The 24543-nt window shown below is 55.7% G+C and carries 23 protein-coding genes; 8 read left to right on the plus strand and 15 right to left on the minus strand.

Annotation, left to right across the window (positions count from 1 at the left end; translation table 11 throughout):
* Window positions 1–17 precede the first annotated feature (17 nt).
* Entirely contained in the window at window positions 18–1628 is a 1611-nt protein-coding gene (locus ACI2J2_RS04980; protein WP_209633625.1) for an inorganic phosphate transporter, read from the minus strand.
* A gap of 204 nt (window positions 1629–1832) precedes the next feature.
* On the opposite strand from ACI2J2_RS04980, the gene ACI2J2_RS04985 reads away from it, so the two are divergent.
* Window positions 1833–2861 carry a transporter gene (locus tag ACI2J2_RS04985; protein WP_209633623.1) on the plus strand — a complete coding sequence of 343 codons (1029 nt, stop codon included), beginning with the start codon at window positions 1833–1835 and terminating at the stop codon, window positions 2859–2861.
* Here the strand turns inward: ACI2J2_RS04985 and ACI2J2_RS04990 are convergent, their stop codons facing one another.
* The 9 genes from ACI2J2_RS04990 to ACI2J2_RS05030 form a co-directional block, all read right to left on the minus strand.
* Window positions 2862–3395: an SRPBCC family protein gene (locus ACI2J2_RS04990; RefSeq protein WP_209633621.1), complete on the minus strand. Its 534-nt coding sequence runs from the start codon at window positions 3393–3395 to the stop codon at window positions 2862–2864. It abuts the gene before it with no gap.
* A 3-nt stretch (window positions 3396–3398) separates the two neighbouring features.
* Window positions 3399–3746, minus strand: a complete 348-nt coding sequence (locus ACI2J2_RS04995; RefSeq protein ID WP_209633619.1) for a helix-turn-helix transcriptional regulator — start codon at window positions 3744–3746, stop codon at window positions 3399–3401.
* An 88-nt stretch (window positions 3747–3834) separates the two neighbouring features.
* Complete coding sequence (locus ACI2J2_RS05000) at window positions 3835–5061, minus strand: Zn-dependent hydrolase (protein WP_209633617.1); 1227 nt, start codon at window positions 5059–5061, stop codon at window positions 3835–3837.
* Complete coding sequence (locus ACI2J2_RS05005) at window positions 5058–5549, minus strand: L-2-amino-thiazoline-4-carboxylic acid hydrolase (protein ID WP_209633615.1); 492 nt, start codon at window positions 5547–5549, stop codon at window positions 5058–5060. Before ACI2J2_RS05005 ends, ACI2J2_RS05000 begins: the two co-directional genes overlap by 4 nt.
* Before the next feature lie 30 nt (window positions 5550–5579).
* Window positions 5580–6740: a branched-chain amino acid ABC transporter substrate-binding protein gene (locus ACI2J2_RS05010; RefSeq protein ID WP_404759554.1), complete on the minus strand. Its 1161-nt coding sequence runs from the start codon at window positions 6738–6740 to the stop codon at window positions 5580–5582.
* A 33-nt stretch (window positions 6741–6773) separates the two neighbouring features.
* Window positions 6774–7487 carry an ABC transporter ATP-binding protein gene (locus ACI2J2_RS05015; RefSeq protein ID WP_404759555.1) on the minus strand — a complete coding sequence of 238 codons (714 nt, stop codon included), beginning with the start codon at window positions 7485–7487 and terminating at the stop codon, window positions 6774–6776.
* Window positions 7480–8250: an ABC transporter ATP-binding protein gene (locus tag ACI2J2_RS05020; RefSeq protein WP_404759556.1), complete on the minus strand. Its 771-nt coding sequence runs from the start codon at window positions 8248–8250 to the stop codon at window positions 7480–7482. The genes ACI2J2_RS05015 and ACI2J2_RS05020 overlap by 8 nt, the downstream gene beginning before the upstream one ends.
* Window positions 8247–9359, minus strand: a complete 1113-nt coding sequence (locus ACI2J2_RS05025) for an ABC transporter ATP-binding protein (protein ID WP_404759557.1) — start codon at window positions 9357–9359, stop codon at window positions 8247–8249. Before ACI2J2_RS05025 ends, ACI2J2_RS05020 begins: the two co-directional genes overlap by 4 nt.
* Before the next feature lie 8 nt (window positions 9360–9367).
* A complete protein-coding gene (locus tag ACI2J2_RS05030; protein WP_404759558.1) occupies window positions 9368–10318 on the minus strand; it encodes a branched-chain amino acid ABC transporter permease in 951 nt (316 codons plus the stop codon).
* Between the two features lie 172 nt (window positions 10319–10490).
* Here ACI2J2_RS05030 and ACI2J2_RS05035 point away from each other — a divergent pair, with 172 nt between their 5' ends.
* Complete coding sequence (locus tag ACI2J2_RS05035; protein WP_404759559.1) at window positions 10491–11399, plus strand: LysR substrate-binding domain-containing protein; 909 nt, start codon at window positions 10491–10493, stop codon at window positions 11397–11399.
* A 21-nt stretch (window positions 11400–11420) separates the two neighbouring features.
* Here ACI2J2_RS05035 and ACI2J2_RS05040 read toward each other — a convergent pair whose 3' ends face one another.
* Together ACI2J2_RS05040 and ACI2J2_RS05045 are read right to left on the minus strand one after the other, a co-directional pair.
* The gene (locus ACI2J2_RS05040; protein ID WP_404759560.1) at window positions 11421–12737 is read right to left on the minus strand and encodes an AAA-associated domain-containing protein; all 1317 of its coding nucleotides are present in this window, start codon (window positions 12735–12737) and stop codon (window positions 11421–11423) included.
* 12 nt (window positions 12738–12749) lie between these two features.
* On the minus strand, window positions 12750–14489 hold the full coding sequence (locus ACI2J2_RS05045; RefSeq protein WP_265553357.1) for an ABC transporter permease subunit: 1740 nt from the start codon (window positions 14487–14489) through the stop codon (window positions 12750–12752).
* A 253-nt stretch (window positions 14490–14742) separates the two neighbouring features.
* Between ACI2J2_RS05045 and ACI2J2_RS05050 the strand changes: the two genes are divergently transcribed.
* Complete coding sequence (locus ACI2J2_RS05050) at window positions 14743–16623, plus strand: potassium transporter Kup (RefSeq protein WP_209633598.1); 1881 nt, start codon at window positions 14743–14745, stop codon at window positions 16621–16623.
* A gap of 102 nt (window positions 16624–16725) precedes the next feature.
* Window positions 16726–17031 carry a cupin domain-containing protein gene (locus ACI2J2_RS05055; protein ID WP_404759561.1) on the plus strand — a complete coding sequence of 102 codons (306 nt, stop codon included), beginning with the start codon at window positions 16726–16728 and terminating at the stop codon, window positions 17029–17031.
* A 204-nt stretch (window positions 17032–17235) separates the two neighbouring features.
* Here ACI2J2_RS05055 and ACI2J2_RS05060 read toward each other — a convergent pair whose 3' ends face one another.
* Window positions 17236–18390: an alpha/beta hydrolase gene (locus ACI2J2_RS05060; protein ID WP_404759562.1), complete on the minus strand. Its 1155-nt coding sequence runs from the start codon at window positions 18388–18390 to the stop codon at window positions 17236–17238.
* Window positions 18391–18454: 64 nt separating this feature from the next.
* On the opposite strand from ACI2J2_RS05060, the gene ACI2J2_RS05065 reads away from it, so the two are divergent.
* Window positions 18455–19345, plus strand: a complete 891-nt coding sequence (locus ACI2J2_RS05065) for a LysR substrate-binding domain-containing protein (protein WP_404759563.1) — start codon at window positions 18455–18457, stop codon at window positions 19343–19345.
* A gap of 8 nt (window positions 19346–19353) precedes the next feature.
* Here ACI2J2_RS05065 and ACI2J2_RS05070 read toward each other — a convergent pair whose 3' ends face one another.
* Complete coding sequence (locus tag ACI2J2_RS05070) at window positions 19354–19947, minus strand: TetR/AcrR family transcriptional regulator (RefSeq protein WP_404759564.1); 594 nt, start codon at window positions 19945–19947, stop codon at window positions 19354–19356.
* A 141-nt stretch (window positions 19948–20088) separates the two neighbouring features.
* Between ACI2J2_RS05070 and ACI2J2_RS05075 the strand changes: the two genes are divergently transcribed.
* Genes ACI2J2_RS05075 through ACI2J2_RS05085 form a run of 3 tightly spaced genes read left to right on the plus strand, consistent with a single transcriptional unit; the run spans window position 20089 to window position 22968 of the window.
* On the plus strand, window positions 20089–21144 hold the full coding sequence (locus ACI2J2_RS05075) for a sugar phosphate isomerase/epimerase family protein (protein WP_404759565.1): 1056 nt from the start codon (window positions 20089–20091) through the stop codon (window positions 21142–21144).
* Between the two features lie 29 nt (window positions 21145–21173).
* Window positions 21174–22070 (plus strand): alpha/beta fold hydrolase, encoded by an 897-nt coding sequence (locus tag ACI2J2_RS05080; protein ID WP_404759566.1) that lies wholly within the window; start codon window positions 21174–21176, stop codon window positions 22068–22070.
* Window positions 22060–22968, plus strand: coding sequence for an alpha/beta hydrolase (locus tag ACI2J2_RS05085; protein ID WP_404759567.1), 909 nt, complete (start codon window positions 22060–22062; stop codon window positions 22966–22968). The genes ACI2J2_RS05080 and ACI2J2_RS05085 overlap by 11 nt, the downstream gene beginning before the upstream one ends.
* Before the next feature lie 44 nt (window positions 22969–23012).
* Here the strand turns inward: ACI2J2_RS05085 and ACI2J2_RS05090 are convergent, their stop codons facing one another.
* Window positions 23013–24446 (minus strand): NAD-dependent succinate-semialdehyde dehydrogenase, encoded by a 1434-nt coding sequence (locus tag ACI2J2_RS05090; protein WP_404759568.1) that lies wholly within the window; start codon window positions 24444–24446, stop codon window positions 23013–23015.
* Between the last annotated feature and the right edge of the window lie 97 nt (window positions 24447–24543).

Genomic DNA, 24543 nt, shown 5'->3' on the forward strand with positions numbered 1-24543 from the left:
TCCGTGTTAGCCCGGTTTTAGAAATGGTTGAAAATCCAGTACAGCCCAGCGGAAAGCAGCACCGAGGCCGGTAACGTCAAGACCCAGGCCATCAGCAGGTTACGCAGGGTAGACATTTGCAGACCGGAGCGGTTGGCTGCCATGGTGCCGGCGATGCCGGATGACAGCACATGCGTGGTGGAAACCGGCAGCCCAAAGATGTCTGCAGCCCCGATGGTGGTCATCGCCACCAGCTCGGCGCTGGCCCCCTGGGCATAGGTGAGATGGCTTTTACCGATCTTCTCGCCCACGGTCACGACGATACGTCGCCAGCCCACCATGGTGCCCAGCCCAAGGGCAATGGCCACGACCACTTTGACCCAGAACGGAATAAAGCGGGTGGCGCTATCCAGATCGCTTTTCAAGGCATCCAGATTGCGCTGCGAGTCGGCGGATAGGTGAAGTTGTTTTTCCGACTTCAGGTGTTTAATGACCTCCGACGCCAGATACATATCGTTACGGGTATTAGACACGGCCTGAGCGGGGATCTTGTCGACCGAACCGTACTGGCGGATTTGATCGCCAATGGCGCCGGTCAATTGGGCCAGTGCAGGCACGACGTCGGGGGAGAGTTCGCTGGTCCGCACATAGCCGGTCAGCACGTCGCGCGGTTGTGCCTGGTTGACGGCCGGAAACTGACTCAGCAATTGGTTTTTGGTGACTTCTGCCAGTGCGGCGACCCGCGGGATTTGCTCGGGTGGCATTGAGCGGTTGAGCGCATAGGCAATGGGCATGGTGCCGACCAGGATCAGCATGATCAAACCCATTCCTTTTTGCCCATCGTTGGACCCATGAGCAAAGGAAACCCCCGTACAGGTCAGGATCAGTAAACCGCGGATCCACAACGGCGGCGGCGAGTCGTTTTTAGGGGCGGTATAGAGTTGGCGGTTTTTGACAAAGACTTTCAGCGCCAGCAGCAATAATGCGGCAAACACAAAGCCGATCACCGGCGAAAGCAACAGAGCGTAGCCCACTTTGATTGCTTGTCCCCAATCTACGCCGCTGGTGCCGGTGCGGCCGTGAATCAGCGCATTGGCCACCCCAACGCCGATGATTGAGCCAATCAGCGTATGAGATGACGAGGCAGGTAACCCGAGCCACCAGGTACCGAGGTTCCAGATAATCGCCGAGAACAACAGCGCATAAACCATGGCGAAGCCGTTACCGGTGCCAGCCTGTAAGATCAGCTCGACGGGCAGCAGCGAAATGATACCGAACGCCACCACGCCGCTGGAAAGCAGCACGCCGAGAAAATTAAAGAAGCCTGACCAAACAACCGCCACCATCGGCGACAATGAGTGGGTATAAATCACCGTGGCAACGGCATTGGCCGTATCATGAAAACCATTAACGAATTCAAAGCCCAATGCAATCAGTAGCGCTAATCCTAATAAAAGGAACGGGAGGTAACTGGTATATACCGCACCCGCATCACTCACGTCGTTAAATAAATTAACCCCGGCAAAAGCTATCCCCAGTACTAATAAAAACACAAAAAAAAGAACAGTGAGTCGACTGTTCTTTTGGTAGATTTTTGGCAGGCTGGATGCAGATGGTGCACCTGCTTGAACGGCGCTGTTTTCGCTCATAAAGGACCTTCCCGATAAACTTCATTTAGAATACTGACGGAGCCGTACGCTGTTGCCATCAAAGTATTGGGAAACAATGTGACTTTTTTATGACGGTAATATTAATCATCGGGAAAAGTGAAAATAATTAACGTTGGCATTTAAAGATTGATATAAATGCTGGAGCTGATTATTAATTGGTGTGGTTATTCAGGATAAAGATTTATGGCTCAAACGGTTGCGGAAAAATTGCACAAACTTGATTTCGATGATGAGGTCACCGGGCTGATTTATGGCCACGTATTCCGCACGGCAGAGCCGCCGCTACGCGTTTCATCGCAGCAGGCTTGTCAGGCTTATCAGACATTGTCACCGGGTGAGGGTTTTATCTGGTTACATCTCAATTTGAACCATGCAGCCGCTGAGAAATGGCTGAAAAATCACTTCGCTATTTCCGACTTTTTCTTCGATGAGATCCGTCATGGTTCACATACCACGCGTATTGAACGTCAGGGCGACGATCTGTTTGCCGTGCTCAACGACGTGATTTTTCACCCTAAAGAAAACAATCCAGAGATCGCGACGTTATGGCTGTATTGCCGTAGCGGGCTGGTGGTCACGGTACGGCACAAGCCGCTGCGTTTAATCGAACGGTTGCTGAGCCGGTTGGGGCCGCTACAACTGACATCCTCGACCGAACTGCTGGCGCATCTGCTGGAAGAACAGGAAGATGTGCTTGAGCAGGTGGTGCGACAGGCCAACCAGTATGTCGATACCATCGAAGACCGCCTATTGAGTAATCACGTTAAACGAAACCGTACAGAACTGGGGCGTATGCGCCGTATGCTGCTGCGTTTTCAGCGTTTACTGGCACCGGAACCTGCGGCGCTGTTCCGTTTGCTCAACCGGCCACCGGCCTGGTTGAGCCGCGACGTGGTACAAGATCTGCGCCAATTCACGGAAGAATTTACCGTGGTGTTGAACGATCTGGCCAGTCTTACCGAGCGTATTCGTCTGTTGCAGGAGGAGATTGGCGCCAAGCAGATGGAACAGAATAACCGTACGCTCTATACCCTGACAGTGATCACCGTGTTGGCGCTGCCGATCAATATCGTTGCGGGTTTCTTCGGGATGAACGTGGGAGGGATCCCGCTGGCCAGCAACCACCACGGCTTTATTTTGCTGGTGTTGCTGGTCGGCGGTTTTACGCTGGTGACCGGCTATCTGGCGTTCAGACGCCGGGATGAAAGCTGACTAGAGTCTGGCCCGGTACTCTTCTTCCAACTTGGCGTGGGTGCTCCAGAACGGCTGTGGCTGACGATCATGCAGGCGATCGACCAGGATATCTAAATGCGTGTGCCAGCCTCCGGCGACGCTGAGCATTTCGTCGCGGTTAGCCAAGCGGCGATGGGTCACCGTCAACAGCACGGCATTTCCCTGTTCAGTCAGTTCAAAGGTCACTTCGGAAGGGCGACTCTGTCCTTGTTCCGCCCAGGTAAAGCTCAGCAGGCGTGGGGGGAAAAGGCAGGTGATGTGACCGATATTGCTGACGCTGCAGCCAAGGTTTTTATATTTGGCCGGCGTCTGTTCATGCTCGCCGGTGAGGTCAGAATTGCGGAACACCAGCTCAACCTGGGCACCATTTTCCAGTTTCATATCGCCGGCGGCCAGCCAGGTGGCGCGTTTGTCGGATTCCGTCAGATAGGCCCATACTCGCTCGATCGGGCCGGGAAGCAGCCGCTGAATGCGCAGCGTGCCGGTTTCAATAATCATGCCGTAGTCGTTCATGGTTCACTCCTTGGGAGGATTCGGTTCGGGCTGCAGCAGCGCGATTTCCAGCGCGTCCAGCCGCTCTGTCCAGAAATGCTCGTAGGTTTGCAGCCATTGCATGGCTTGTGCCATTGGCTCGGGTTCAAGCCGGCAGATATGGTTTCTTCCCTGCACGGTGCGTTGCACCAGCCCAGCAAGCTCCAGTGCTTTGATATGCTTGGAGGCGCCGGCAAACGACATCTGCAACGGCGCGGCCAGTTCACCAATGCTGTGCTCTCCATCGGCCAACGTACGCAGTATCGCGCGACGCGTTGGATCAGAAAGCGCTCGGAAAATGGCGTCCAGCTGTGAGGAAGATAATTTAACCATATGGTTGAATATATAACAGGCAGGCGAATATTCAACCAGTTTGTTGAATATTTTTTATTGCCCCGACCGAAGGGCCGGGGCAATGTGTTCAGGCATGGGTTTGCGCCAGTAATGCGTTAAGCAGTACGTTGGCACCGGCTGTCGACCATTCGCGGGAAATATTTTCCAGTTCGTTGTGGCTGATGCCTTCCACGCAGGGAATGAAGATCATCGCCGTCGGCGCAACCCGGCTCAGGTAGCAGGCGTCATGACCCGCTCCGGAAACCATATCGCGGTGGGAATAGCCCAGTGACCGTGCGGCTTGCCGAATGCTGTCGATGCAACCTTGATCAAAGCGTATCGGTTGATACTGGAAAATACGTTCGGCGTGGGCGCTCAGACCCTTGGTACCAACCTCGGCTACGGCCGCTAACAGCCGCTGTTCCATCTGTTCCAGTACCCTCTCTTGCGGATGGCGGAATTCGACGCTGAAAAACACCTTACCGGGTACCACATTGCGCGAATTGGGGCTAATTTGTGCCATGCCCACCGTGGCGCGGGCGTCGGGCATGAAATCCGTACCGATGTTATTGACGGCAATAACCATGGCGGCAAAACCGAGCAGGGCATCGCGACGGCGATCCATCGGTGTGGTACCTGCATGGGCGCTAAAACCGGTGATTTCCAGTTCATACCAACGTTGCCCTTGCGCCGTTGTCACCACGCCAATCTCAATGTTTTCTGCTTCAAGAATCGGCCCTTGCTCAATGTGCAGTTCAAAGGCGGCGTGAATCGGCATTCCGCCTACCGCATGTTCACCCGCATAACCGATTTGCTGCAATGCCTCACCGATGCTGACACCCTGATCGTCGCGACGCGACAGGCCGTACGCCAGGTCAAATACGCCAGCAAACACCCCCGAGGAGATCATCGCCGGGGCGAAGCGTGCACCTTCCTCGTTAGTCCAGTTGACGACCTCAACGGCACGTTCCGTGGTGATCTGGCGATCGTTGAGAGTGCGGATCACCTCCAGACCGGCGAGCACGCCATAAATGCCGTCAAAACGTCCTCCATTGGGTTGAGAGTCAACGTGGGAACCGGTGATCACCGGTGCCAGTTCTGGGCGAGAACCTTCACGTCGCAGAAACATATTACCCATGCGATCGACGCGCACGCTGCAACCGGCTTCCAGTGCCCAGTCACGCAACTGGTCGCGTGCCAGGCGATCTTCTTCGCTCAACGCCAGCCGGGTGACGCCGTCTTTCGGGATGGCGCCAAACTGTGCCATATCACGCAGGCTTTGCCACAGGCGCTCCCCATTCACCCGTTGTGTCATTCCTTCTCTCCCTGCGGTTTGGTCGCATAGCGGAAATCACAGCAGGACGCACCGGACATAATGGTTTGGGTACGTTGCAGCTCGACATCCGGCGCATAGCCAACGATAAACTGGCTGTCGCGCGCGCAAGACAACAAATGACCGATTTCGCCCAATCCCATTTGATGGTACATCTCGGCATAGCGGCAGCGGGTAACGTTATAGTCGAAATGTTGTTCGTCCTGATAGATCACCTTTACCTGCAGCGCATCGTCTTTTTCCCACAGGTATTGCAAGGCGGCGAAACTCTGCAAATCGGCGCCATTGGGCTCCTGCGCAGCAAAGTTTTTGCCCGCCTCAATGGCGGCGTTTTCGATGGCTTCGCCGATCACCGCCTGTGCGCGTTCCTTGCCTATCTCACGCACCAGAATCTGATAGATCGGTTTAATGATTTCCGCCTCTATGCGTCGCCGGGCCAGAATACCCAATTCGTTTTTTGCATCGCTCATCGCCTTGCTCCTCATTGCCTTGCGGATTTCTTATTGTGTTTTTGCGCCGCCCAGTACGCTCTGCGGCTGCCATTTGCCGTCAACGACCCGATAAAGGGTGAAGCTCGGCTGTTGCAGGTTGCCCTGAGAATCGAATGCAATGGTGCCTGTAACACCTTGATAATGAAGGGTGCGTAATGCCGGCAGGTAATCGGCTGGATCGGCAGACCCCGCTTGCTCAATGGCAGCAATCAATACCCGGGTGGCGTCGTAGGCGAACGGCGCATGCAGTTCGATATGGGTTTTGTAGCGGTCGCGGTAGGCCTGCTCAAAGGCCTTGCCGCCTGGCATCTGTTCCAGCGGCAAACCGGGCTCCAGTGCGACGACGCCTTCACCTTCTTTTTGCGCCAGCGTCAGGAACGTCTGGCTGACAAAACCACCGGCACCCATTAATTGGGTATTCATCCCCAGTTGTTTGATGCGACGGGCCAGAGGAGCGGCCTGAGAATCAACACCGCCGAAGAAGATCAGATCAGCGTTCTTGCTGCGCAGGGTGGTTAATACCGCACTGAAATCGACAGTCTTGTCGTCGACATATTCACGCGCTACCGGCTGAATTCCTTGCGCCGCCAGTGACTTGATAAACTCATCTGCCAGCCCTTGTCCGAAGGCGGTACGGTCATCTATTACCGCAATACGCTTGGCCTTGAGTACCTTGGCCGCATATTCACCCGCGTAATTGCCACCGTCATCGTCATGGCCCATCACGCGGAAACTGGTATCGAACCCTTGTTGAGTATAGCCGTGGCCGGTGGCGACGGGCGCGACCTGGGCAATGCCGGCATCGTGGTAAATGCGTGCTGCCGGTATGCTGGTACCGGTGTTCCAGTGGCCCACCACACCTGCGACGCCTTCGTCCACCAAGCGTTGGGCTACGGCAACCGCAGTACGTGGGTCGGACTGATCGTCCTCTGACAGCAGTTTAAAGATGACCGGCTTGCCTTTCAGCGTGGGTTTTTGGGCATTGGCATCGGCGATCGCCAGCTGCGCGCCGTTCTCCAAATCTTTGCCGATGCGCGCGGAAGGGCCCGTCAGCGGACCCGCCAGGCCGATCAGAATAGTTTCATCGGCCAGAGCCGGTGATGCCGCACTCAGGCTAACCAAAACGGCGGCGGCAAGTGCCAGCGGCTTCAATCGAGTTATCTTGTTCATGTAAAGCTCCCGGTGTGATTAAAAATAAAAAGGTTATTCACCCAAATAGGCTTGTTTGATTTTTTCATCATCCAACATGTCGGCAGAGCGTCCACAGTGGCTCACACTGCCGCTGTCCAGCACATAGGCGCGGTCGGTTGATGCCAGCGCCAGCCGGGCATTTTGTTCCACTAAAAGTAGCGTGACACCGTCACCAGAAAGACGTTTGATGACCTCAAAAATGGCTTCGACCACAATGGGTGCCAAACCCATCGAGGGTTCATCCAACACCAACAGCCGGGGGCGACTGAGCAAGGCGCGGCCCATTGCAACCATTTGCTGCTCGCCGCCGGAAAGCAGCCCGGCCTGCTGTTGCAGCCGTTCGCGCAGACGTGGGAAAAGGGTGCAAACCTGTTCCAGGTCCTGACGTACTGCCGCTTTGTCACGTCGCAAATAACTACCGAGCTGCAAGTTTTCCAGTACCGTCATGCGGGCAAAAATACCGCGTCCTTCCGGCACCATGACCAGCCCTTGTTGCAATAACTGATGTGTCGGTACGCCGCGAATAGAGCGTCCCTCAAACAGGATCTCGCCCCCGAAGGGCTGCAGGCCCGTTAGTGCTCGCAGGCTGGAGGTTTTTCCGGCACCGTTGGCACCGATCAATGTCACCTGTTCGCCGCTGTTCACCGAAAAATCGATGCCTTTAACGGCATGAATACCGCCGTAGGACACTTTTAGTTGTTTGACTGCCAGTAACGGTTCAGACATGGGCAGCCCCTCCCAGATAGGCACGGATCACGGCAGGTTCGCGTCGTACCTGAGCAGGTTCGCCTTCGGCAATAACTTTGCCGTAGTCGAGTACCGTCAGGCGGTCGCACAATCCCATCACCAGCTTGACGTCATGTTCGATCAACAGCAGGGTTTTGCCGCTTTCGCGGATACGTTGCAGCAGATCGCGCAACGCCACTTTCTCGGCAGCATTCATGCCTGCCGCCGGTTCGTCCAGGGCCAGCAATTTGGGTTCGGTGGCCAATGCGCGGGCAATTTCCAACCGACGCTGATGGCCATAGGACAGATCGCTGGCGCGGTAATCGGCAAATTGACTGATGCCGACGTACTCCAGCAGCGCGTAGGACTTCTCCCGCGTTGTCTGTTCTTCTTGCCGCGCGCGACGGTGGCGTGAAATTGCCGCCCAGAGCCCATTGCGGGTACGCAGATGGCAGCCGACCATCACGTTTTCCAACACGCTCATTTCATTGAACAACCGCAGATTCTGGAAGGTACGCGCAATACCGGCTTGCGCCACTTTATCTATCGCCTGTGGTTTGTAGCGGCGATCCTGTAAACGGAATTCGCCGCTGTCGGCGCGATACAGGCCGGTGATCAGGTTAAAACAGGTGGTTTTTCCTGCACCGTTCGGCCCAATCAGACCGTAAATCTCCCCCTGACGAATACTGATGCTGACGTCATCGACAGCGGTGAGCCCGCCAAAGCGTTTACTGACGTTACTGAGCGTGAGGAGTGGTGTCATGACGTTGCCCCTTGTGGGTGGCGTGCCGGCCACAAGCCCGCAGGGCGATAGAGCATCACGAGAATCAACGCCAGCCCGTAAAACAGTTGGCGGATAATTTCCGGATCGATCCACACCTGCCCAAATAACGCCTGTTGCAGTGGCCCCATGGTACTGCGCAGCAATTCTGGCAGCGCGGCCAGTAGCAAAGCGCCGAGGATCACGCCGGGTATGTGGCCCATTCCGCCTAAAACCACCATGGCCAAGACGGCGATAGACTCTTGCAAGGTGAAGGACTCTGGCGAGACAAACCCCTGAAACGCGGCAAACAGCGCCCCGGCAATACCGCCAAAGGTGGCACCAATGGCAAATGCCAGCAGCTTGAAGTTACGCGTATTGATGCCCATGGCGCGTGCAGCGTCTTCATCCTCGCGGATGGCGGTCCAGGCGCGGCCAACCCGCGAATGTTGCAGGCGGAGACAGATAAACAGGATCAGCAACAGCAATGCGGCGAACAGATAGTAATAGAGGTAGAGCGACGAAAAACGCAGGCCAAACCATTGGTGCATGCCGGAAAACGTCAGGCCAAACAATGAGACGGGATCGATGCCGGAAATCCCCTTCGGGCCATTGGTTATGTTGAGGGGGCGATCCAGATTACGCATTAGAATACGCACGATCTCGCCGAAACCCAGTGTGACGATGGCCAAATAGTCACCGCGAAGCCGCAGCGTGGGTGCCCCCAGCAAAATGCCGCACAGCGCTGCCAGCAGTGCAGCCAAGGGGATCAGTAACAAAATCGACAGATGCAGGCCATTCGGGAACCAGTGCAATAGCAGCGGGAACTGATCGGTCAAATGTGGAGATGACAACAGCGCGGTCAGATAGGCGCCTACCGCGTAAAAAGCGATAAACCCCATATCCAGCAGGCCAGTGAGGCCGACCACGATGTTCAGCCCCAGTGCCAACATCAGGTACAGCAGTGCGAAATCGATCACCCGTACCCAATAGTTGCCGCCTGCGGCACCGGCCACCCAGGGGGCCAGCACCAGGCCGAGCATAAACAAGACTACGCCGAGTCTGGCGCGGTGTGGGCTGTCGGTATGTATCATGGTGGTCAGAATAGTCATTTTTGTCCTCAGGCGCGGGTAGCGACGCGTTCGCCTAGCAGCCCGGATGGGCGGAACACCAACACGGCAATCAAAATCAGGAAGGCAAACACATCCTGATAGTTGCTGCCGAAAGTCCCGCCGGTCAGTTCGCCGAGATAACCGGTGCCCAGTGATTCAAACAGCCCTAGCAGTAATCCGCCGAGCATCGCGCCACGCAGATTGCCGATCCCACCCAGTACGGCAGCCGTAAAGGCCTTGATGCCGGGCAGGAAGCCCATGGAGAAACCGGCATTGCCGTAGTTACTGGCCATCATGATGCCTGCCACGGCTGCGAGAGCACCGCCAAGGGCAAAGGTCAGAATGATGATGCGGTTGGGATCAATACCCATCAGGCTGGCGACCTGGGGGTTTTCAGCCGTGGCGCGCATGGCGCGGCCAAAGCGTGAGTGTTCGACCAAGAACAACAGCCCGACCATCACCAGTACGGCAACGACCAGTGTGGCGATGCCCGTCCCGGTGATCACCGCCGGTGCGTGTTCAGCGCTGCCTTGAGTTAGCGCGATAGGGGACATGGGTAACAGTTGCGGGAACATCAACGGATTGCGCGACCAGATAAGCATGGCCAACGTTTGTAGCAGCAGCGAAACGCCAATCCCGCTGATCAGGGGCGCCAGGCGCGGCGCATTGCGCAGGCGGCGATAGGCCAGACGCTCGATACTCATCGATACCAGGGCGCAGACCGTCATGGCGATAAGTGCCGCCAGCAGCAGCACGGCATACGGCGACAGCGCAGGAAAATGGTGCTGTAACACGCCGATGGCGGACAGTGCGCTGAGTGTGCCAACCATCAACACATCACCGTGGGCAAAATTGATGATGCGCAGGATGCCGTAAACCATGGTGTAGCCCAGGGCGATCAACGCATAAATGCTGCCGAGCATCAGGCCGTTGACGGTCTGCTGTATCAGCGTATCCATAGGGGAGAGTCCCGAAAAATAATGATTCAGGACGCTCACACTAGAGAATTAAAAAAAATTGTAAAATACGGAAAAATAATTTCTTATACAAAAAACGCGTGTTTTTAATAGATTGATTTATCTGTATATTAAATTTAAACCTTCGCTGTATTTTCACAAAAATAGCCAATATATGAAAAAAACAGAACAATACACAGTGCCGTTACCCAACGATCCGCCGCTTCGTGCTGTGCGGGCATTTGAGGCTATTGCCCGCTTGGGCAGCGTTACCGGCGCAGCGAAAGAACTGGGGATTTCACCCTCGGCGGTGAGCCATCAGCTCAAAACCCTGGAGGCATTTCTGCAGATGCCGCTGACCGAACGCCAAGGGCGTAAGCTGATCCTGCGTAATGAAGGGCGGGACTATTACCGTTCGATACGCTCGGCGTTTAACGTACTGCGTCAGGCGACGGAGCAGGTGCGAGAACAATCAGCATCCCGACAGGTGACCATCAGTCTGATCCCGCTGTTTGGCATGGGGTGGTTCATGCCAAGGCTACAGGGTTTTCTACGTGAGAACCCCGAGATCGACATTAACGTGGTGTACGCTAATCACCGTAACTATCTCAGTGACGCTGCGGATATTTCGATTCGTTTTGGTGCCGGGCAATGGACAGGTTATCGCAGTGAAAAACTGATGTCCGGTAAAATGGTGCCCGTGTGCAGCCGGGGTTTTATCAAGCTACACGGGGTGTTCGATACGCCAGATCAACTCTCGCCGCTGCCGCTGTTGCATGATGAAGAACGCACGACCTGGATGCAGTGGTTTCAGCTAGCCGGGGCGCGGCGCCCCTTACGCAGCACCGGCCCGCTGTTTGAAGACGGTTTATTGACCTTGGCGGCAGTGCAGGCCGGGCTGGGGTGCGCCCTGATGCGCGAGCCATTGATCACGCCTTACCTGAACAGTGGTGAACTGGTTAAGCTGTTCGATCTGGCGATCGACGACGGCCGTGATTATTACCTGTGCGTGCGGCAAGACAGTGAACTGTCGCCGGAGGGACTGGATCTGCAACGCTGGTTGTTGAAAGAGGCCGGGGTTTGAACACCCCGCGCCAAATGTGATTCAGAATTCGACGTCTTCCAGGCTGAAAAACTCGGTCTGATCGTTATAGGAAAAGATTTCCGCATAACGTCCCCAGTTAATGACGGTGTCCAGTGTCTCCTTCGCCGCGGCGTCAGACAGCGAGTCCTCCAATTCCTGCTCAAAGCGCATACGCGGCGCACGGTGGCCCGGGCGTTCGTCCAGCACAGTTTTGATCAGCGCGGCCAGCGGCAGGTAGCGCAGTAAATGCTCGGCGAACATGACTTTACGTGCCTGGACATCGTAGTCGGCAAAGGTTCGCGCTGGGGGTGTCAGAAAAATATCCCCTTCACGGACATCTGCGAACCCCAAAAATTGCAGCACTTCGGCGATCGGGAACAGATCATCCACTTCCAGGTGCAGCGAATGGGCGATGTCCGGCATGTCGGCGCGGCCGAAATAAGGCGCGGCAGCCAACGTTTCTATCAGACCGGCAATCAGGTTGGTGGAAACATGCGGTAAACGCGTGCCAAGCTTCAGGCCTTTTTTAACGCTCTCATCCACCGGTCTGGCGGTCATTTTGGCGTAAACGTCATCCACCAGGCGGCGGAATAACGGATCCAGCCGATTACGTGGGTGGCTGAACGGCACCTTGATTTCAGCAACGACCCGTCCGGGGTTGGAGGACAGCACCAAAATTCGGTCACACATAAACACCGCTTCTTCAATGTTATGCGTCACGATCAACACGGACTTAATCGGCATACGGCCCTGGTTCCATAAATCGAGCAGGTCGGTACGCAGTGTTTCCGCCGTCAGCACATCCAGCGCGGAGAAGGGCTCATCCATTAACAGCAGCGTTGGGTCCACCACCAAGGCCCGGGCAAAGCCGACCCGTTGGCGCATGCCGCCTGAAAGCTCACGCGGGTAGGCGTTTTCAAAGCCGTCCAGACCGATCAGGTCAATCGCGGCCAGCGCGCGCTCACGCCGTTGATTGGCGGCAACACCCAAGGCTTCCAGTCCCGCCTCCACGTTTTGCAATACGGTGAGCCAGGGGAAAAGGGCAAAGGTCTGAAACACCATGGCAATGCCTTTGGCCGGGCCGCTTAACGGTTGGCCAAGATAGTCAACCGTGCCTGATGTGGGCTCGATCAACCCGGCAATGATCCGCAGCAACGTTGATTTACCGGAACCAGACCGCCCCAGCAACCCGACAATCTCCCCGGCCCGTAAAGACAGATTAACGTCATTGAGGATCAGCAGTTCGCTGTGCGTCGTGTTAAAGCCGTGGTCGATGTTCTTTACCGCTAAAATTTCCGTGCCGGCGAGCGGCGCTACCCTGTTTTCTGGATCTGACATCTGAACGCTTCCTTAATCGATGCGGAATCGGGATTCGGCGTAGGCATACAGCGGACGCCACAGCAGGCGATTGAACAGAGTGACAAATAACGACATCACGGCGATGCCCAAAATGATTTTAGGGAAGTCGCCCGCGGTGGTGGTTTGTGCGATGTAGGCGCCCAGTCCATGTGCCGTGACCTGCGTGCTGCCCCACTGCACGAACTCTGCCACGATACTGGCGTTCCAGGCGCCACCTGAGGCGGTAATGGCCCCGGTGATGTAATACGGGAAAATGCCGGGCAGCATGACCTGACGCCACCATTGCCAACCACGAATATGGAAGTTGGCAGCGGCTTCTCGGTAGTCGTTGGGGAAGGCGCTGGTGCCCGCGACCACGTTGAACAGGATGTACCATTGGGTACCGAGCACGATCAGTGGCGACAGCCAAATATCCGGATTGAGGTGGAAGTGCACAATGGTGATGACGAATACGGGAAACAACAGGTTGGCTGGGAAGGCGGCCAGAAATTGGGCAATAGGCTGAATTTTGCCGGCCAACGCAGGGCGCAGCCCAATCAGCACCCCAAGCGGCACCCAGATCAGCGATGAAATAGCGATCAGTACGGTGACGCGCAACAACGTAATGAGACCCAGTACCAACACATGGCCGACGTCCGCCAGCGTCACCCCGGTCTGCACATAAAGGATCACGTGATAAGCAATGGCGATCGTCAGCAGGATCAGCAGGCCGCTCCAGCATAGGTCGATCAGGCGCGAGCGTTTTTGCCGTTGCACGTTGCTGGCTCGGCGGCGTCTTATTGTCGGCAGATTGAGCCGCAGGCGTGCGGTCTTGGCCAGAAGTGCACCCAAGGGCGTCAATAACAGGTGAATGAGTCGCGTGCGGCGCATCAGGTTCAGCACCCACGAGTTTGGCGCATGGGCTGAGCGGGTGGTTTCCATGCGAAATTTGTCTGCCCACGCCACCAATGGGCGGAACAACAACTGGTCATAAGCCAAAATCACCACGGTCATGGTGAGCAGTACCCAACCGACCGCGTGCAGATCTTTGCTCAGTATCGCCTGTGCGAGGTAGGCGCCAATACCGGGTAGCGTAAAGGTGTTATTACCGACCGTAATGGCTTCAGACGCCACGATAAAGAACCAGCCGCCAGACATCGACATCATCATGTTCCAGATCAGGCCCGGCATTGAAAACGGCACATCCAGCTTCCAAAAACGCTGCCAGGGGCTCAAATGAAAACCGCGCGACACCTCCAGTAAATCACGTGGCACGGTGCGCAGTGATTGATAAAAACTGAAGGTCATATTCCAGGCTTGGCTGGTGAAAATCGCGAAGATGGCGGCGAGTTCGACGCCTAACACCCTGCCGGGAAACAGTGCGATAAAGAAGGTCACGGTAAAGGAAATATAACCGAGTACCGGCACCGACTGAAGAATATCGAGAATAGGCACCAGCACTTTTTCCGCACGGCGGCTCTTGGCTGCCAGCGTGCCGTAAACCAAGGAAAATATCAGCGCTGCCACCATGGCGATAAGCATGCGCAAGGTGGTGCGCAGGGCATATTCAGGCAGGTTAGCGGGATCAAGAGAGATGGCCTGGGTTTTTAGCGTCATGATTGGCTGCATCGTTTGATGCAGGCCAACAGCCATCATCGCGATAGTGCCGATAATCATCGGGAAGGCGATAACATCCCACCCGTTGGGCAGTAAACGCCGGGCGGAGGCGTGTATATTGAGCCTGACGTTCATCTAACCTCTCTTTAAACCAAAATTGGTCGAGTTTTGAGGGTAATGGCAGCACAACGACTATAGACCATTACCAACCGGCATTTTTAAACCGTTACTCAGCAGACGTCGTTTCAGTGGCTGTTATGCCACAGTGTACCGATGGCGGATGACAATTCAGATTATCGTGATCGTGCAGTAGCTTTGCTGGGGGGAAGCGATAATAATTCATAGACTAAGACAGGATGACCGTTCGATTTTCAAAGAGGATTACGTTATGTCTGCCGGCAGTGACACGGAACAACCCAACAAGTCGAGCTTAACTCTGTTGGCAGGTGGCGCACTGGGTGTGGTGTTTGGTGATATTGGTACCAGCCCCTTGTATACCTTCAAAACGGTGCTGTTTCTCTCTGGCGATACCCCCTCGGTACCCGTGATCCTCGGGTTGTTGTCGCTTATTTTCTGGACACTGGTGATCGTTACGTCGTTGAAATACGCAATGTTCGCGATGCGTATTGATAACCGTGGCGAAGGCGGCATCATGGCCTTGATGTCGCTGTTGGTCAGTAAGACCAGCTCCCGCCCAATGGTGCTGTTTGCCGGCCTGTTTGGTGCGGCATTGATCTACGGCGATGGGGCGATCACCCCGGCGATCTCCGTACTGTCGGCGCTGGAAGGGCTTAACATTGTTCTGCCTGAATCGCAGCCCTATATTTTGCCGGCGGCGGTGGCCATCTTGGTCAGCCTGTTCGCTATTCAACCGCTCGGCACTGCACGCATCGGTAGGGTGTTTGGGCCGATTATGGCGCTGTGGTTTTTTTCCATCGCGGCCTTGGGCATCTGGGGGATTATTCAGCATCCTGCGGTGCTGATGGCGTTGAATCCTTTGTACGGCGTTAACTTCCTGTTCTCTAATGGGGTGACCAGCTTTCTGGTGCTCGGTGGCGTTTTCCTCTGTGTCACTGGTGCAGAGGCGCTGTACGCCGATATGGGGCATTTTGGCAAAAAGCCGATCTGGCTTGCGTGGTTTGGCATCGTTTTCCCCAGCCTATTGCTGAACTATGCCGGGCAGGCTGCGCTCATTCTGTCTGGCGCCGACGTGACCCAAAATATCTTCTTCCGCCTGTGTCCGCCGGTGCTGCAAATCCCTCTGGTTATCCTGGCGACGTTGGCCACGATCATCGCAAGTCAGGCTATCATCAGCGGGGCTTTCTCCATGACCCGTCAGGCGATCCAGCTTGGCTGGCTGCCACGCCTGCAGGTGAAACAGACCACGGAGGAAAGCTACGGGCAAATCTACATCGGTGCCATCAACTGGTTGCTGATGGCGGTCACCGTCTTCCTGACGGTGTTCTTCAAGTCGTCCGATAATTTGGCTGCCGCTTACGGCATCGCCGTGTCGCTTACCATGATCATGACCACCGGGCTGCTGTTTGTGGCGATGCGAGAGGTATGGCGATGGGGAGTGGTCACCAGTTTGTTGGTGGCAGGCGGCTTTTTTATCGTCGATCTCAGTTTCCTGTTGGCCAACCTCAGCAAGGTAATGCAGGGCGGTTATGTCCCGTTGCTGTTGGCCACTCTGGTGTACGGCGTGATGCTAATCTGGCATCGCGGGGTGATCGCGGCTTCCCGTACCTTGGGGGAAAAAAGCGTGCCGTTGACGGATTTCCTGGCACACCTTGAAGAGCAAAAAATCCCCCGTGTACCCGGCACTGCAATATTTCTTACTCGTACGCTAAATGGCACGCCGCCGGTGATGAAGTGGCACGTTAAGCGTAACGGTTCGCTGCACGCCACCGTGTTGACACTGAATATTATGATCGTCAACGAACCCCGCGTAGCGAATGCCGAGCGGTTGGTCATCCGACAACAGTCACCGGGGTTCTGGTGCGGAATCGCCAGCTACGGTTTTATGGAGCGGCCCCATATTCCCCGCTTATTACGCCATGCAGAGGCGCAGAAAACCGGGCTGAATTTTGATGACGCGACCTATTACCTGGGGCATGAAACCGTGGTACGCCGCGAGGCCAATGACCGATTACCGGCGTGGCAGCGCAACATTTTTGCATTGATGGTGCGCAACGGTATGCACGTAACCGATTATTACTATTTGCCCAGCGATCAGGTTGTTGAAATTAGCCGCCGGGTGCCGGTTTGAGGCGCTTGGCTATAGGTTAAAAGCATTGGTTATTTAACTGTCTGCGCGGGAGAGGGTACATTGCGGTAGCGCGATGGGCGCTGCTTGTGAGTGAAAGGGTTTATGTCATTGTTCGATCTTACCGCGTTGGCAGCCGGTCTTCCGCAGGCATGGCGTTCCCGCGTATTGGGACATGTCGGCTCGGCCAACATCAAAGTGCTGCGCATGGACTCGCGTAGCAGTGAGGAAGAAGTGCATGATTACAACGAAGGCCTCCTGGTGATCAGCGGCCAACTGCGGTTGCAGGTGGCGGGGGACGAAATTGTGGTGAGGGCCGGCCAGCTATATCAGGCTTCTGCTGGCGTGCCACACCGCGTATTACCGGGCAGCGAGGGCACGCTGGTGATCTTCGATCTGCCGGAAGATTGAGTACCGTCGTTTCTGTCGAAGGGGACGCCTGCTGCCTAAGGCTGGTCAGAGTTCAAGCCCATTTCGGTCGATCAATGAGCAAGGCACCATGAGACTCATGTGTCTCGACTGAGCAGGTGAACCAGGGCGCCCAACAGCGTGCTTATCTCATCATATTCACTGTCTTTCATCCAGCAACGCAAAACGGAGGGCCGCGTTGACCGATCAATGCGGTTGTGCCAGAAATGTGGCAATGCCCTCGAGAAAGCGTTTTCTGCCGGCGTTATCCCGATCAAGATGGACAAAATGTGTGGCTTCAGGAATGGCCAGCATCTCTGCCAGGGGGGCATCTTTCATGATGGCCGCAGCATCTTCGGGCCGGCTCCAGAAGTCCCGCTCAGAGCGGATAACCAACACCGGAACGTTAGTTAATGCTGTTGCGGACCACTGTTTTTTGCCCGTGGCCAGTTCAAAGCTGTCAGCCATTGCACCTGTTGGCGCCCTGAAACTTTGCGGTGTTCTGCGTTGTGACGTTTTGTCCGATGCCAGAGCCGCATCACCGTAAGCGCGTTTAACCGTTTCATCACGCCACTGAGTTTTATCCAGCATGGGAATGCTTTTATCCCAGACAACAAACAGACTGTCTCGCGTGCTCAGACCCCAGCCGCCAAATTTTGCCGTGTTGAAATGCCCGGGGTTCCGAGGGTCTTCCAGTGGCGAGCCATATCCCAGTGATGGGTGATGGGCGCTTCCGCCATAAAGCGTATTATAAAGAACCAGTCGTTCAACATTCTGGGGGTACTGCGACGCGTAAGCGCCTGCCCAGTGACCCCCGGTAGCCCATCCCAGGAGACTAATGCGGGGGGAACCATTCCATGTTTGAATAGCACGTACGGCGTGGGCGATATCGTTTACGGCATCTGCAGTGCGTATCAACGGCATTGACTGGTCAGGCGGTGCATCCATTTCAACTGGCCGACTTGATAACCCATACCCCCGCAGATCAAGGATATACACCTGAAGCCCTGCCTGTGCCAGGCCTGCTGCCAGAGAGCCGCCCTTAACGGGCAGATCAAAAGAGGCGATACCGGGAACACGGGCACCATGAATCAGTAGAACCGGCGAAAGTGGTGTCGTACTGCTTGATTTCAGTCTGACTTCCCTAATGTGGAGCCGTTCTCCATTCTCAAGTGCAACATACCTCTCTGTACGGCTGATCGGGTTGGATAGGTCATTTTCTTCTGACGCGCCCAGCGCGCATGATGCCGACATCATCAGGAAGGCCGCCAGCATATTTATGCTTCGGTAAGGCAGTGATAATGATCTGAGTATGTTCATTGTCCTTTCTGCTCCACGAATATATACAGGGAGTATATTCATGTGGCTTCCATGATGTGTCTAATACTATTGTGGTGCTTTCTTAATACATTAAAGGTATCGCGATATGCTCACCCTGCGTCAGTTGCGCCAATTTCTGGTTGTTGCGGAAACAATGAATATGCGGAAAGCAGCAGAGCGTTTACATATGGCTCAACCCCCGCTGACAAAAGCGATCCGTCATATGGAAGAGACGCTGGGTACCCGGCTTTTTGAGCGAACAAATCGAATCACGGCACTGACCCCAGCAGGAAAGGTGTTGCAGAAGGAAGCGGTTGCGACGCTCATGCAGATGGAAAGGGCGATGTTGTTGGCCCGACGTGCTGGCGAGGGAATGACAGGGACTTTGCGTATCGGTTTTGTGGCCACTGCCATCAGACATTTGCTTCCTGACATGATTGCTCGTTTTCACGTCTCCTGCCCGAAGGTTGTTCTTGAGTTGAAAGAAATGACAACCGCACGTCAGGTGGCAGGCATTCTGGATGATTCGCTTGACGTTGGCATTGTGGTGTTACCCGTTCCTGAATACGCAATACAGAAACTCTCTTATCACCGATTTTTTAGCTGTCCGCTGGTTGCCGTTTTGCCAAAAAAACACCCGGATAACGCAAGCGGTGCTTTGCCGCTTTCTGCTCTGGCGGGGGAACCCTGGGTATTATTCCCGGAGCAGGAAGGGCCTGGCCTCTATCGTTCTATTACGGAGGCCTGTGAAAAGGAAGGGTTTATTCCAGAGGTTGTCCAGCGAGCATTGCAGATGGAAACGATTGTCGGCCTGGTTGCTTCGGGGTTAGGGGTCAGTCTTGTCCCGGAGTTTATGCAAAAAAATGGATGGGCAAATGTTTCTTTTTGCAAACTTATTGGGGAGCCGATCCTGTATCAGGTTGCCTTGACTCATAAGCCAGAAAATACCAATCCTTATATTGCGGATTTTGTAAAGAACGCGACGCACCCGCAGTAATCAGAAGGTTATTCGCCGTTGCCCAGCGCGCTGAGCGCCACGTCCACCGCCGCCAGCAGACGTGCCTCCGTGACGCCGTCGCGAGCCTGCACCGACAAGCCGTGCAGAAAGACGGCAAAATAATCACCGAGGCTTTCGGCATCGGTTTCGGGTGGCAGTTCGCCCGCGATTACCGCAGCCTTCAGGCGCTCAATAATGCCCTGAGTGCGCAACCGGCGGTGTTCTGCCAACCAGGTTTTGATACCGGCGTTTTCGTCGCTGACACTGGTTGCAGAGGAAACCACCATGCAGCCTTGTGGTGCATCAGCGCGGCTATAGAGTGCCACGGCGTCGTATAACATGCGTTTTATTGCCGTATGCACACTGCTTTCTTCACTGAATGCGCGATCGGCAAACCCACCTTCATGGCTTTCATAACAGGCAATGGCTTCACGGAACAAAAGCTCTTTTGAACCAAACGCCTTGTAAATACGTGCGGAGGCAATGCCCAGCTCGGCAACCAAATCCGACATCGACGTACCTTCATAACCCTGTCGCCAAAAGAGGTCACGTGCCTTCACTAATGCCTGTTCGCGGTCGAATTCGCGTGGTCTGCCTGCCATTCATCTACCCTTATTTGCCGATCTTTCAGTGAAATAGGATCGCTTAAATCCACCTTAATACCAACGATTTTTTAAAATTCGCTTGCTGAGGAATGTATTTAAGCATATTGTTTGTCGATCGACAAACAATAGGAGTTTACGATGAAAACCCTGAAAGGTCCAAGCCTGCACCTCGCACAATTCAGCGACGACGCTGCCCCCTTTAACAGCCTGCCGGCGATAGCCGACTGGGCCGCGAAAACCGGTTTTAAAGCCCTGCAAATCCCCGCGTGGGATAGCCGCCTGTTTGACTTGGCAACGGCCGCAGAAAGCCAGACGTATTGCGACGATCTGGTCGGTATGTTGGCAGCACATGGGCTGGAGGTCAGCGAACTGACCACCCACATTTTTGGTCAGCTGATGGCGGTACACCCGGCTTATGACGCGCTATGTGACAGCTTTGCGCCACCGGCTTTACACGGCAATCCGAAGGCACGCGGTGAGTGGGCGCACCAGCAGCTCCTGTTGGCGGCCAAAGCCTCTGCACGACTGGGGCTGACTGAGATGGGCACGTTTTCAGGTTCACTGGCCTGGCCCTATTTGTTCCCCTTCCCACAGAGACCGGCGGGGCTGATTGAAACGGCCTTCGATGAGTTGGCCAAGCGCTGGCTGCCGATACTCAATGCCTGTGACGAGCAAGGGGTGAACCTGTGCTATGAAATTCATCCCAGCGAAGATTTGCACGATGGCGCGACCTTCGAAATGTTCCATCAGCGCGTTGGCGGCCATCCGCGCTGTCAGATACTGTTCGACCCGAGTCACTTCGTGCTGCAACAACTTAACTATCTGGATTGTATTGATATTTATAAGGATTTTATTCGCATGTTCCACGTCAAGGACGCGGAGTTTAATCCGACCGGTCGGCAGGGGATCTACGGCGGTTATCAATCCTGGACTGAACGCGCAGGGCGTTTCCGCTCGCTGGGCGATGGGCAGGTGGATTTCAAGGGCATATTTTCACGGCTGACGCAGCACGGTTATCAAGGCTGGGCAACGCTGGAATGGGAATGCTGCCTGAAACACCCACAAGACGGGGCCCGTGAAGGCGCAGCCTTTATTCGTGACCATATCATCAACGTCACCGACAAGGTGTTTGATGATTTTGCCGGCGCACCGGTTGACCAACAACAAATCAATGCCTTGCTTGGCCTGCGCTGAGCCACCTTAATCCTTCACGGAGAACACCGATGACACTGCAAAATAACGGGTCCACGCAACATGGACCTGAGCCAGAACACGTCTATGCGCGGGTAAATGGCAACCGAATTCACTGTGTAACGCTTGGCGAAGGTCGTCCGGTGCTGTTGATTCCTGGGTGGCCACAAACCTGGTACACCTGGCGGCATGTTATGCAAGCGCTGGCGGCAGCCGGTTTTAAAGCCATCGCGGTAGATCCCCCAGGTATCGGGGATTCAGACAAGCCTGTGGGCGGCTATGACACCGGCAGTGTCGCTGCCACGCTGCACCAGACCATGCTGCAGCTTGGGTACCCGAGTTATCAATTGGTCGGTCATGATATAGGGATGTGGATCGGGTACGCGATGGCCAGTGACTTCCCACAGGCGGTCACGGGGGTGGTACTGACGGAGGCGGTGATCCCTGGGCTTGCACCCGCACCGCCGATTTTTGTGCCCGCCGACCAGAACATTTTCCTGTGGCACTTCATGTTCAACCAACTGACGGACCTGCCGGAGGCATTGACGTTGGGCCGTGAGCGAGAGTACCTCAGCTATATCTTTAATCGTTGGTCTTATCGCCGCGATCGGGTCGCGGCGGAAACGTATATCACGGCCTATTCGGCACCGGGTAGCCTGCGGGCCGGTTTTGATTACTACCGCGCCATTCCGGAAACCATACGGCAAAATCAGCGTCGGGCTGAAACCCGCCTGACCATGCCGGTGATGACCATTGGAGCCGAGCACGCCACTGGAGATGCGCCTTTTGTCACCTTGCGCGATAACGCCACTAACCTGCGTGGTGAAACGGTTGCCGGGTGTGGGCATTTCATTACCGAAGAGTCCCATGAGGCGTTTATTGCGTTGGTGATACCGTTCTTGCTGGAGGGCCAGGCTGATGCCGCTTAATCCGCAGATTGCCCACTTCCTGGCGGACGCGGCGCAGGCAACCGCACCGGAATCTCTGTCTGAGATGCGTGCGGCAGCAGAAAACGGGCTGTTGCAGTTGCAAGGTGAGCCCGATGCCAGTGGCGGGATCAAGAACGGATGGGTCACCGCCAGCGACGGGCACAATATTGCTATTCGTGCTTACACGCCATTGGGCGTGGATGCGCGTGCCCCCATACCGGCAATGTTGTACGCCCACGGTGGCGGCTGGTGTCTGGGCTCACTGGCGCTGTATGACCAGCCTTGCCAGGCACTGGCCAATGCCACAGGCCGCATGATCCTGTCGGTTGATTATCGTTTGGCACCGGAACATCCCTATCCACGGCCGTTGGATGACGTGTATCAGGCATTGTGCGGCGTGATTGAACAGGCGGATGTGTGGGGATTCGATGCCACACGTATCGCGGTTGGTGGTGACAGCGCGGGGGGGAATCTGGCCGCGGCCGTTGCGCTATTGGCTCGCGACTGGGATGGCCCGCAGATTGAACATCAGCTGTTGCTGTACCCGGCCTTGAGCCGGGCTATGGATACGGCCAGCTACGTCGACTACGCACAAGGCTATTTTCTGACGCGGGAAGTGATGGAATTTTGCTGGCGTCAGTATCTGCCTGAAGAGCGCGATCACCCAGAGCCTTACGCAGAACCCTTGCATGCAGCAACGTTAAGCCGGTTGCCCCCGGCAACCATATTGAGCTGCGAGTATGATCCGTTGCGCGATGAGGCGGAGGATTATGCCCGGCGTCTGCGGGAGGACGGGGTTGCGGTGCGCTGTGAACGGCTGCCGGGCATGGTACATGCCTGCATCCATATGCTGGGTTTAACCCCGGCGGCACGGGAACTGTTCGACAAGGCCCGATGATAAAATGCCCCGTGAGAACGGGGCATTTTTTTCGCTTAGGTTAATTAACGGCCCGCGACGGTGACAAAGCGGGTTTCCAGGTAGGATTCGATCGCTTCGCTGCCGCCTTCGGTGCCGTGACCAGAGTCTTTCACCCCGCCAAACGGCGTTTCAGGCAGGCCAAAACCAATGTGGTTAATGCTGAGCATGCCGCTTTCCACATCGCGTCCCAACGCGTTCACGGTCGCGATGCTACGGCTGTACGCGTAGGCTGCCAAACCGTAAGGCAGGCGATTGGCCTCGGCGATAGCCTCCTCATAGGTTGCAAATGGCCGCAGCAGGGCGACTGGGCCAAACGGCTCTTCAGACATCGCACGAGCACTCAACGGGACGTCGCGCAACACCGTCGGCTCAAAGAAATTGCCAGGGCCTGCTACACGTTTTCCGCCGGTGGTGGCTTTGGCTCCCTCGGTAATGGCATCTTTCACGAAGGCTTCTATGGCATCTACGCTGCGTTGCAGCACCATTGGCCCCATGGTCACACCGTCCTGCTGACCGTTGCCCAGCTTGATATCGCGTACTGCTGCGGTGAATTTCTCGACAAAGGCTTCATAAACGCCTTGCTGGATCAGGAAACGGGTCGGTGCAATGCAGACCTGTCCGGCATTACGGAACTTGGCCAGTGCCAGCTCTTTCGCCGCGGTGTCGAGATCGGCATCGTCAAAAATTAGCACTGGGGCATGACCGCCCAGCTCCATGGTGGCCTTTTTCATGTGCTGACCCGCCAGCGCCGCCAGGTGTTTGCCCACGCGGGTGGAACCGGTGAACGAGATTTTGCGAATGCCAGGGTGCGGGATCAGGTATTCGGAAATCTCTGCTGGGGTGCCGTAAACCAACGCGATCACGCCAGCGGGAATGCCGGCATCGGCAAAGGCGCGAATCAACTCTGCCGGCGAGGCCGGGGTTTCTTCCGGCCCTTTAATGATGATTGAACACCCGGCTGCCAGAGCGGCGGACAGCTTGCGCACAATCTGGTTAATCGGGAAGTTCCACGGCGTGAACGCAGCAACCGGGCCTACCGGCAGCTTCAGCGTTTGCTGTTGAACATCCTGACTGCGGGATGGAATAATCTGGCCATAAGTGCGGCTGGCTTCGCCGGCAAACCAGTCAATCACGTCTGCCGAGTTCAGGATCTCAACCTTGGCCTGCGCCACCGGTTTACCCTGTTCCTGGCTCATGGTCAGGGCAATTTTCTCGGCACGTTCACGCAACAATGCTGCGGCTTTACGCATCAGGTTGGCCCGCTGATAGGCAGAGGTTTCACGCCAAATTTTGAAGCCGCGCTCGGTTGCGGTCAGCGCCAGATCGAGATCGGCTGCTGTGGCGTGAGCCACGTTGCCAATAACCTCATCGGTGGCGGGATTCGTGACCGGCGTGGTTTTGCCAGCAACTGCGTTGCGCCATTGTCCGTCAATATAGAGTTGGGTATCTGGATACATTGTTGCCTCTTACTTTCAGGGGATTAAAGACCGTGTTCCCACTCTGCGGCGGGATAATCGATAGCCCGGCGCTGAATTGCAGGTACCGGACACTGGG

The organism is Serratia sp. NPDC087055 (assembly GCF_044900985.1).
Taxonomy (GTDB): domain Bacteria; phylum Pseudomonadota; class Gammaproteobacteria; order Enterobacterales; family Enterobacteriaceae; genus Serratia.

Excerpts from the sequence above, each read along its gene's own strand:
- ACI2J2_RS04980 (WP_209633625.1), bottom strand. The coding sequence starts at position 1,628 with ATGAGCGAAAACAGCGCCGTTCAAGCAGGTGCACCATCTGCATCCAGC.
- ACI2J2_RS04985 (WP_209633623.1), top strand. The coding sequence starts at position 1,833 with ATGGCTCAAACGGTTGCGGAAAAATTGCACAAACTTGATTTCGATGAT.
- ACI2J2_RS04990 (WP_209633621.1), bottom strand. The coding sequence starts at position 3,395 with ATGAACGACTACGGCATGATTATTGAAACCGGCACGCTGCGCATTCAG.
- ACI2J2_RS04995 (WP_209633619.1), bottom strand. The coding sequence starts at position 3,746 with ATGGTTAAATTATCTTCCTCACAGCTGGACGCCATTTTCCGAGCGCTT.
- ACI2J2_RS05000 (WP_209633617.1), bottom strand. The coding sequence starts at position 5,061 with ATGACACAACGGGTGAATGGGGAGCGCCTGTGGCAAAGCCTGCGTGAT.
- ACI2J2_RS05005 (WP_209633615.1), bottom strand. The coding sequence starts at position 5,549 with ATGAGCGATGCAAAAAACGAATTGGGTATTCTGGCCCGGCGACGCATA.
- ACI2J2_RS05010 (WP_404759554.1), bottom strand. The coding sequence starts at position 6,740 with ATGAACAAGATAACTCGATTGAAGCCGCTGGCACTTGCCGCCGCCGTT.
- ACI2J2_RS05015 (WP_404759555.1), bottom strand. The coding sequence starts at position 7,487 with ATGTCTGAACCGTTACTGGCAGTCAAACAACTAAAAGTGTCCTACGGC.
- ACI2J2_RS05020 (WP_404759556.1), bottom strand. The coding sequence starts at position 8,250 with ATGACACCACTCCTCACGCTCAGTAACGTCAGTAAACGCTTTGGCGGG.
- ACI2J2_RS05025 (WP_404759557.1), bottom strand. The coding sequence starts at position 9,359 with ATGACTATTCTGACCACCATGATACATACCGACAGCCCACACCGCGCC.
- ACI2J2_RS05030 (WP_404759558.1), bottom strand. The coding sequence starts at position 10,318 with ATGGATACGCTGATACAGCAGACCGTCAACGGCCTGATGCTCGGCAGC.
- ACI2J2_RS05035 (WP_404759559.1), top strand. The coding sequence starts at position 10,491 with ATGAAAAAAACAGAACAATACACAGTGCCGTTACCCAACGATCCGCCG.
- ACI2J2_RS05040 (WP_404759560.1), bottom strand. The coding sequence starts at position 12,737 with ATGTCAGATCCAGAAAACAGGGTAGCGCCGCTCGCCGGCACGGAAATT.
- ACI2J2_RS05045 (WP_265553357.1), bottom strand. The coding sequence starts at position 14,489 with ATGAACGTCAGGCTCAATATACACGCCTCCGCCCGGCGTTTACTGCCC.
- ACI2J2_RS05050 (WP_209633598.1), top strand. The coding sequence starts at position 14,743 with ATGTCTGCCGGCAGTGACACGGAACAACCCAACAAGTCGAGCTTAACT.
- ACI2J2_RS05055 (WP_404759561.1), top strand. The coding sequence starts at position 16,726 with ATGTCATTGTTCGATCTTACCGCGTTGGCAGCCGGTCTTCCGCAGGCA.
- ACI2J2_RS05060 (WP_404759562.1), bottom strand. The coding sequence starts at position 18,390 with ATGAATATACTCCCTGTATATATTCGTGGAGCAGAAAGGACAATGAAC.
- ACI2J2_RS05065 (WP_404759563.1), top strand. The coding sequence starts at position 18,455 with ATGCTCACCCTGCGTCAGTTGCGCCAATTTCTGGTTGTTGCGGAAACA.
- ACI2J2_RS05070 (WP_404759564.1), bottom strand. The coding sequence starts at position 19,947 with ATGGCAGGCAGACCACGCGAATTCGACCGCGAACAGGCATTAGTGAAG.
- ACI2J2_RS05075 (WP_404759565.1), top strand. The coding sequence starts at position 20,089 with ATGAAAACCCTGAAAGGTCCAAGCCTGCACCTCGCACAATTCAGCGAC.
- ACI2J2_RS05080 (WP_404759566.1), top strand. The coding sequence starts at position 21,174 with ATGACACTGCAAAATAACGGGTCCACGCAACATGGACCTGAGCCAGAA.
- ACI2J2_RS05085 (WP_404759567.1), top strand. The coding sequence starts at position 22,060 with ATGCCGCTTAATCCGCAGATTGCCCACTTCCTGGCGGACGCGGCGCAG.
- ACI2J2_RS05090 (WP_404759568.1), bottom strand. The coding sequence starts at position 24,446 with ATGTATCCAGATACCCAACTCTATATTGACGGACAATGGCGCAACGCA.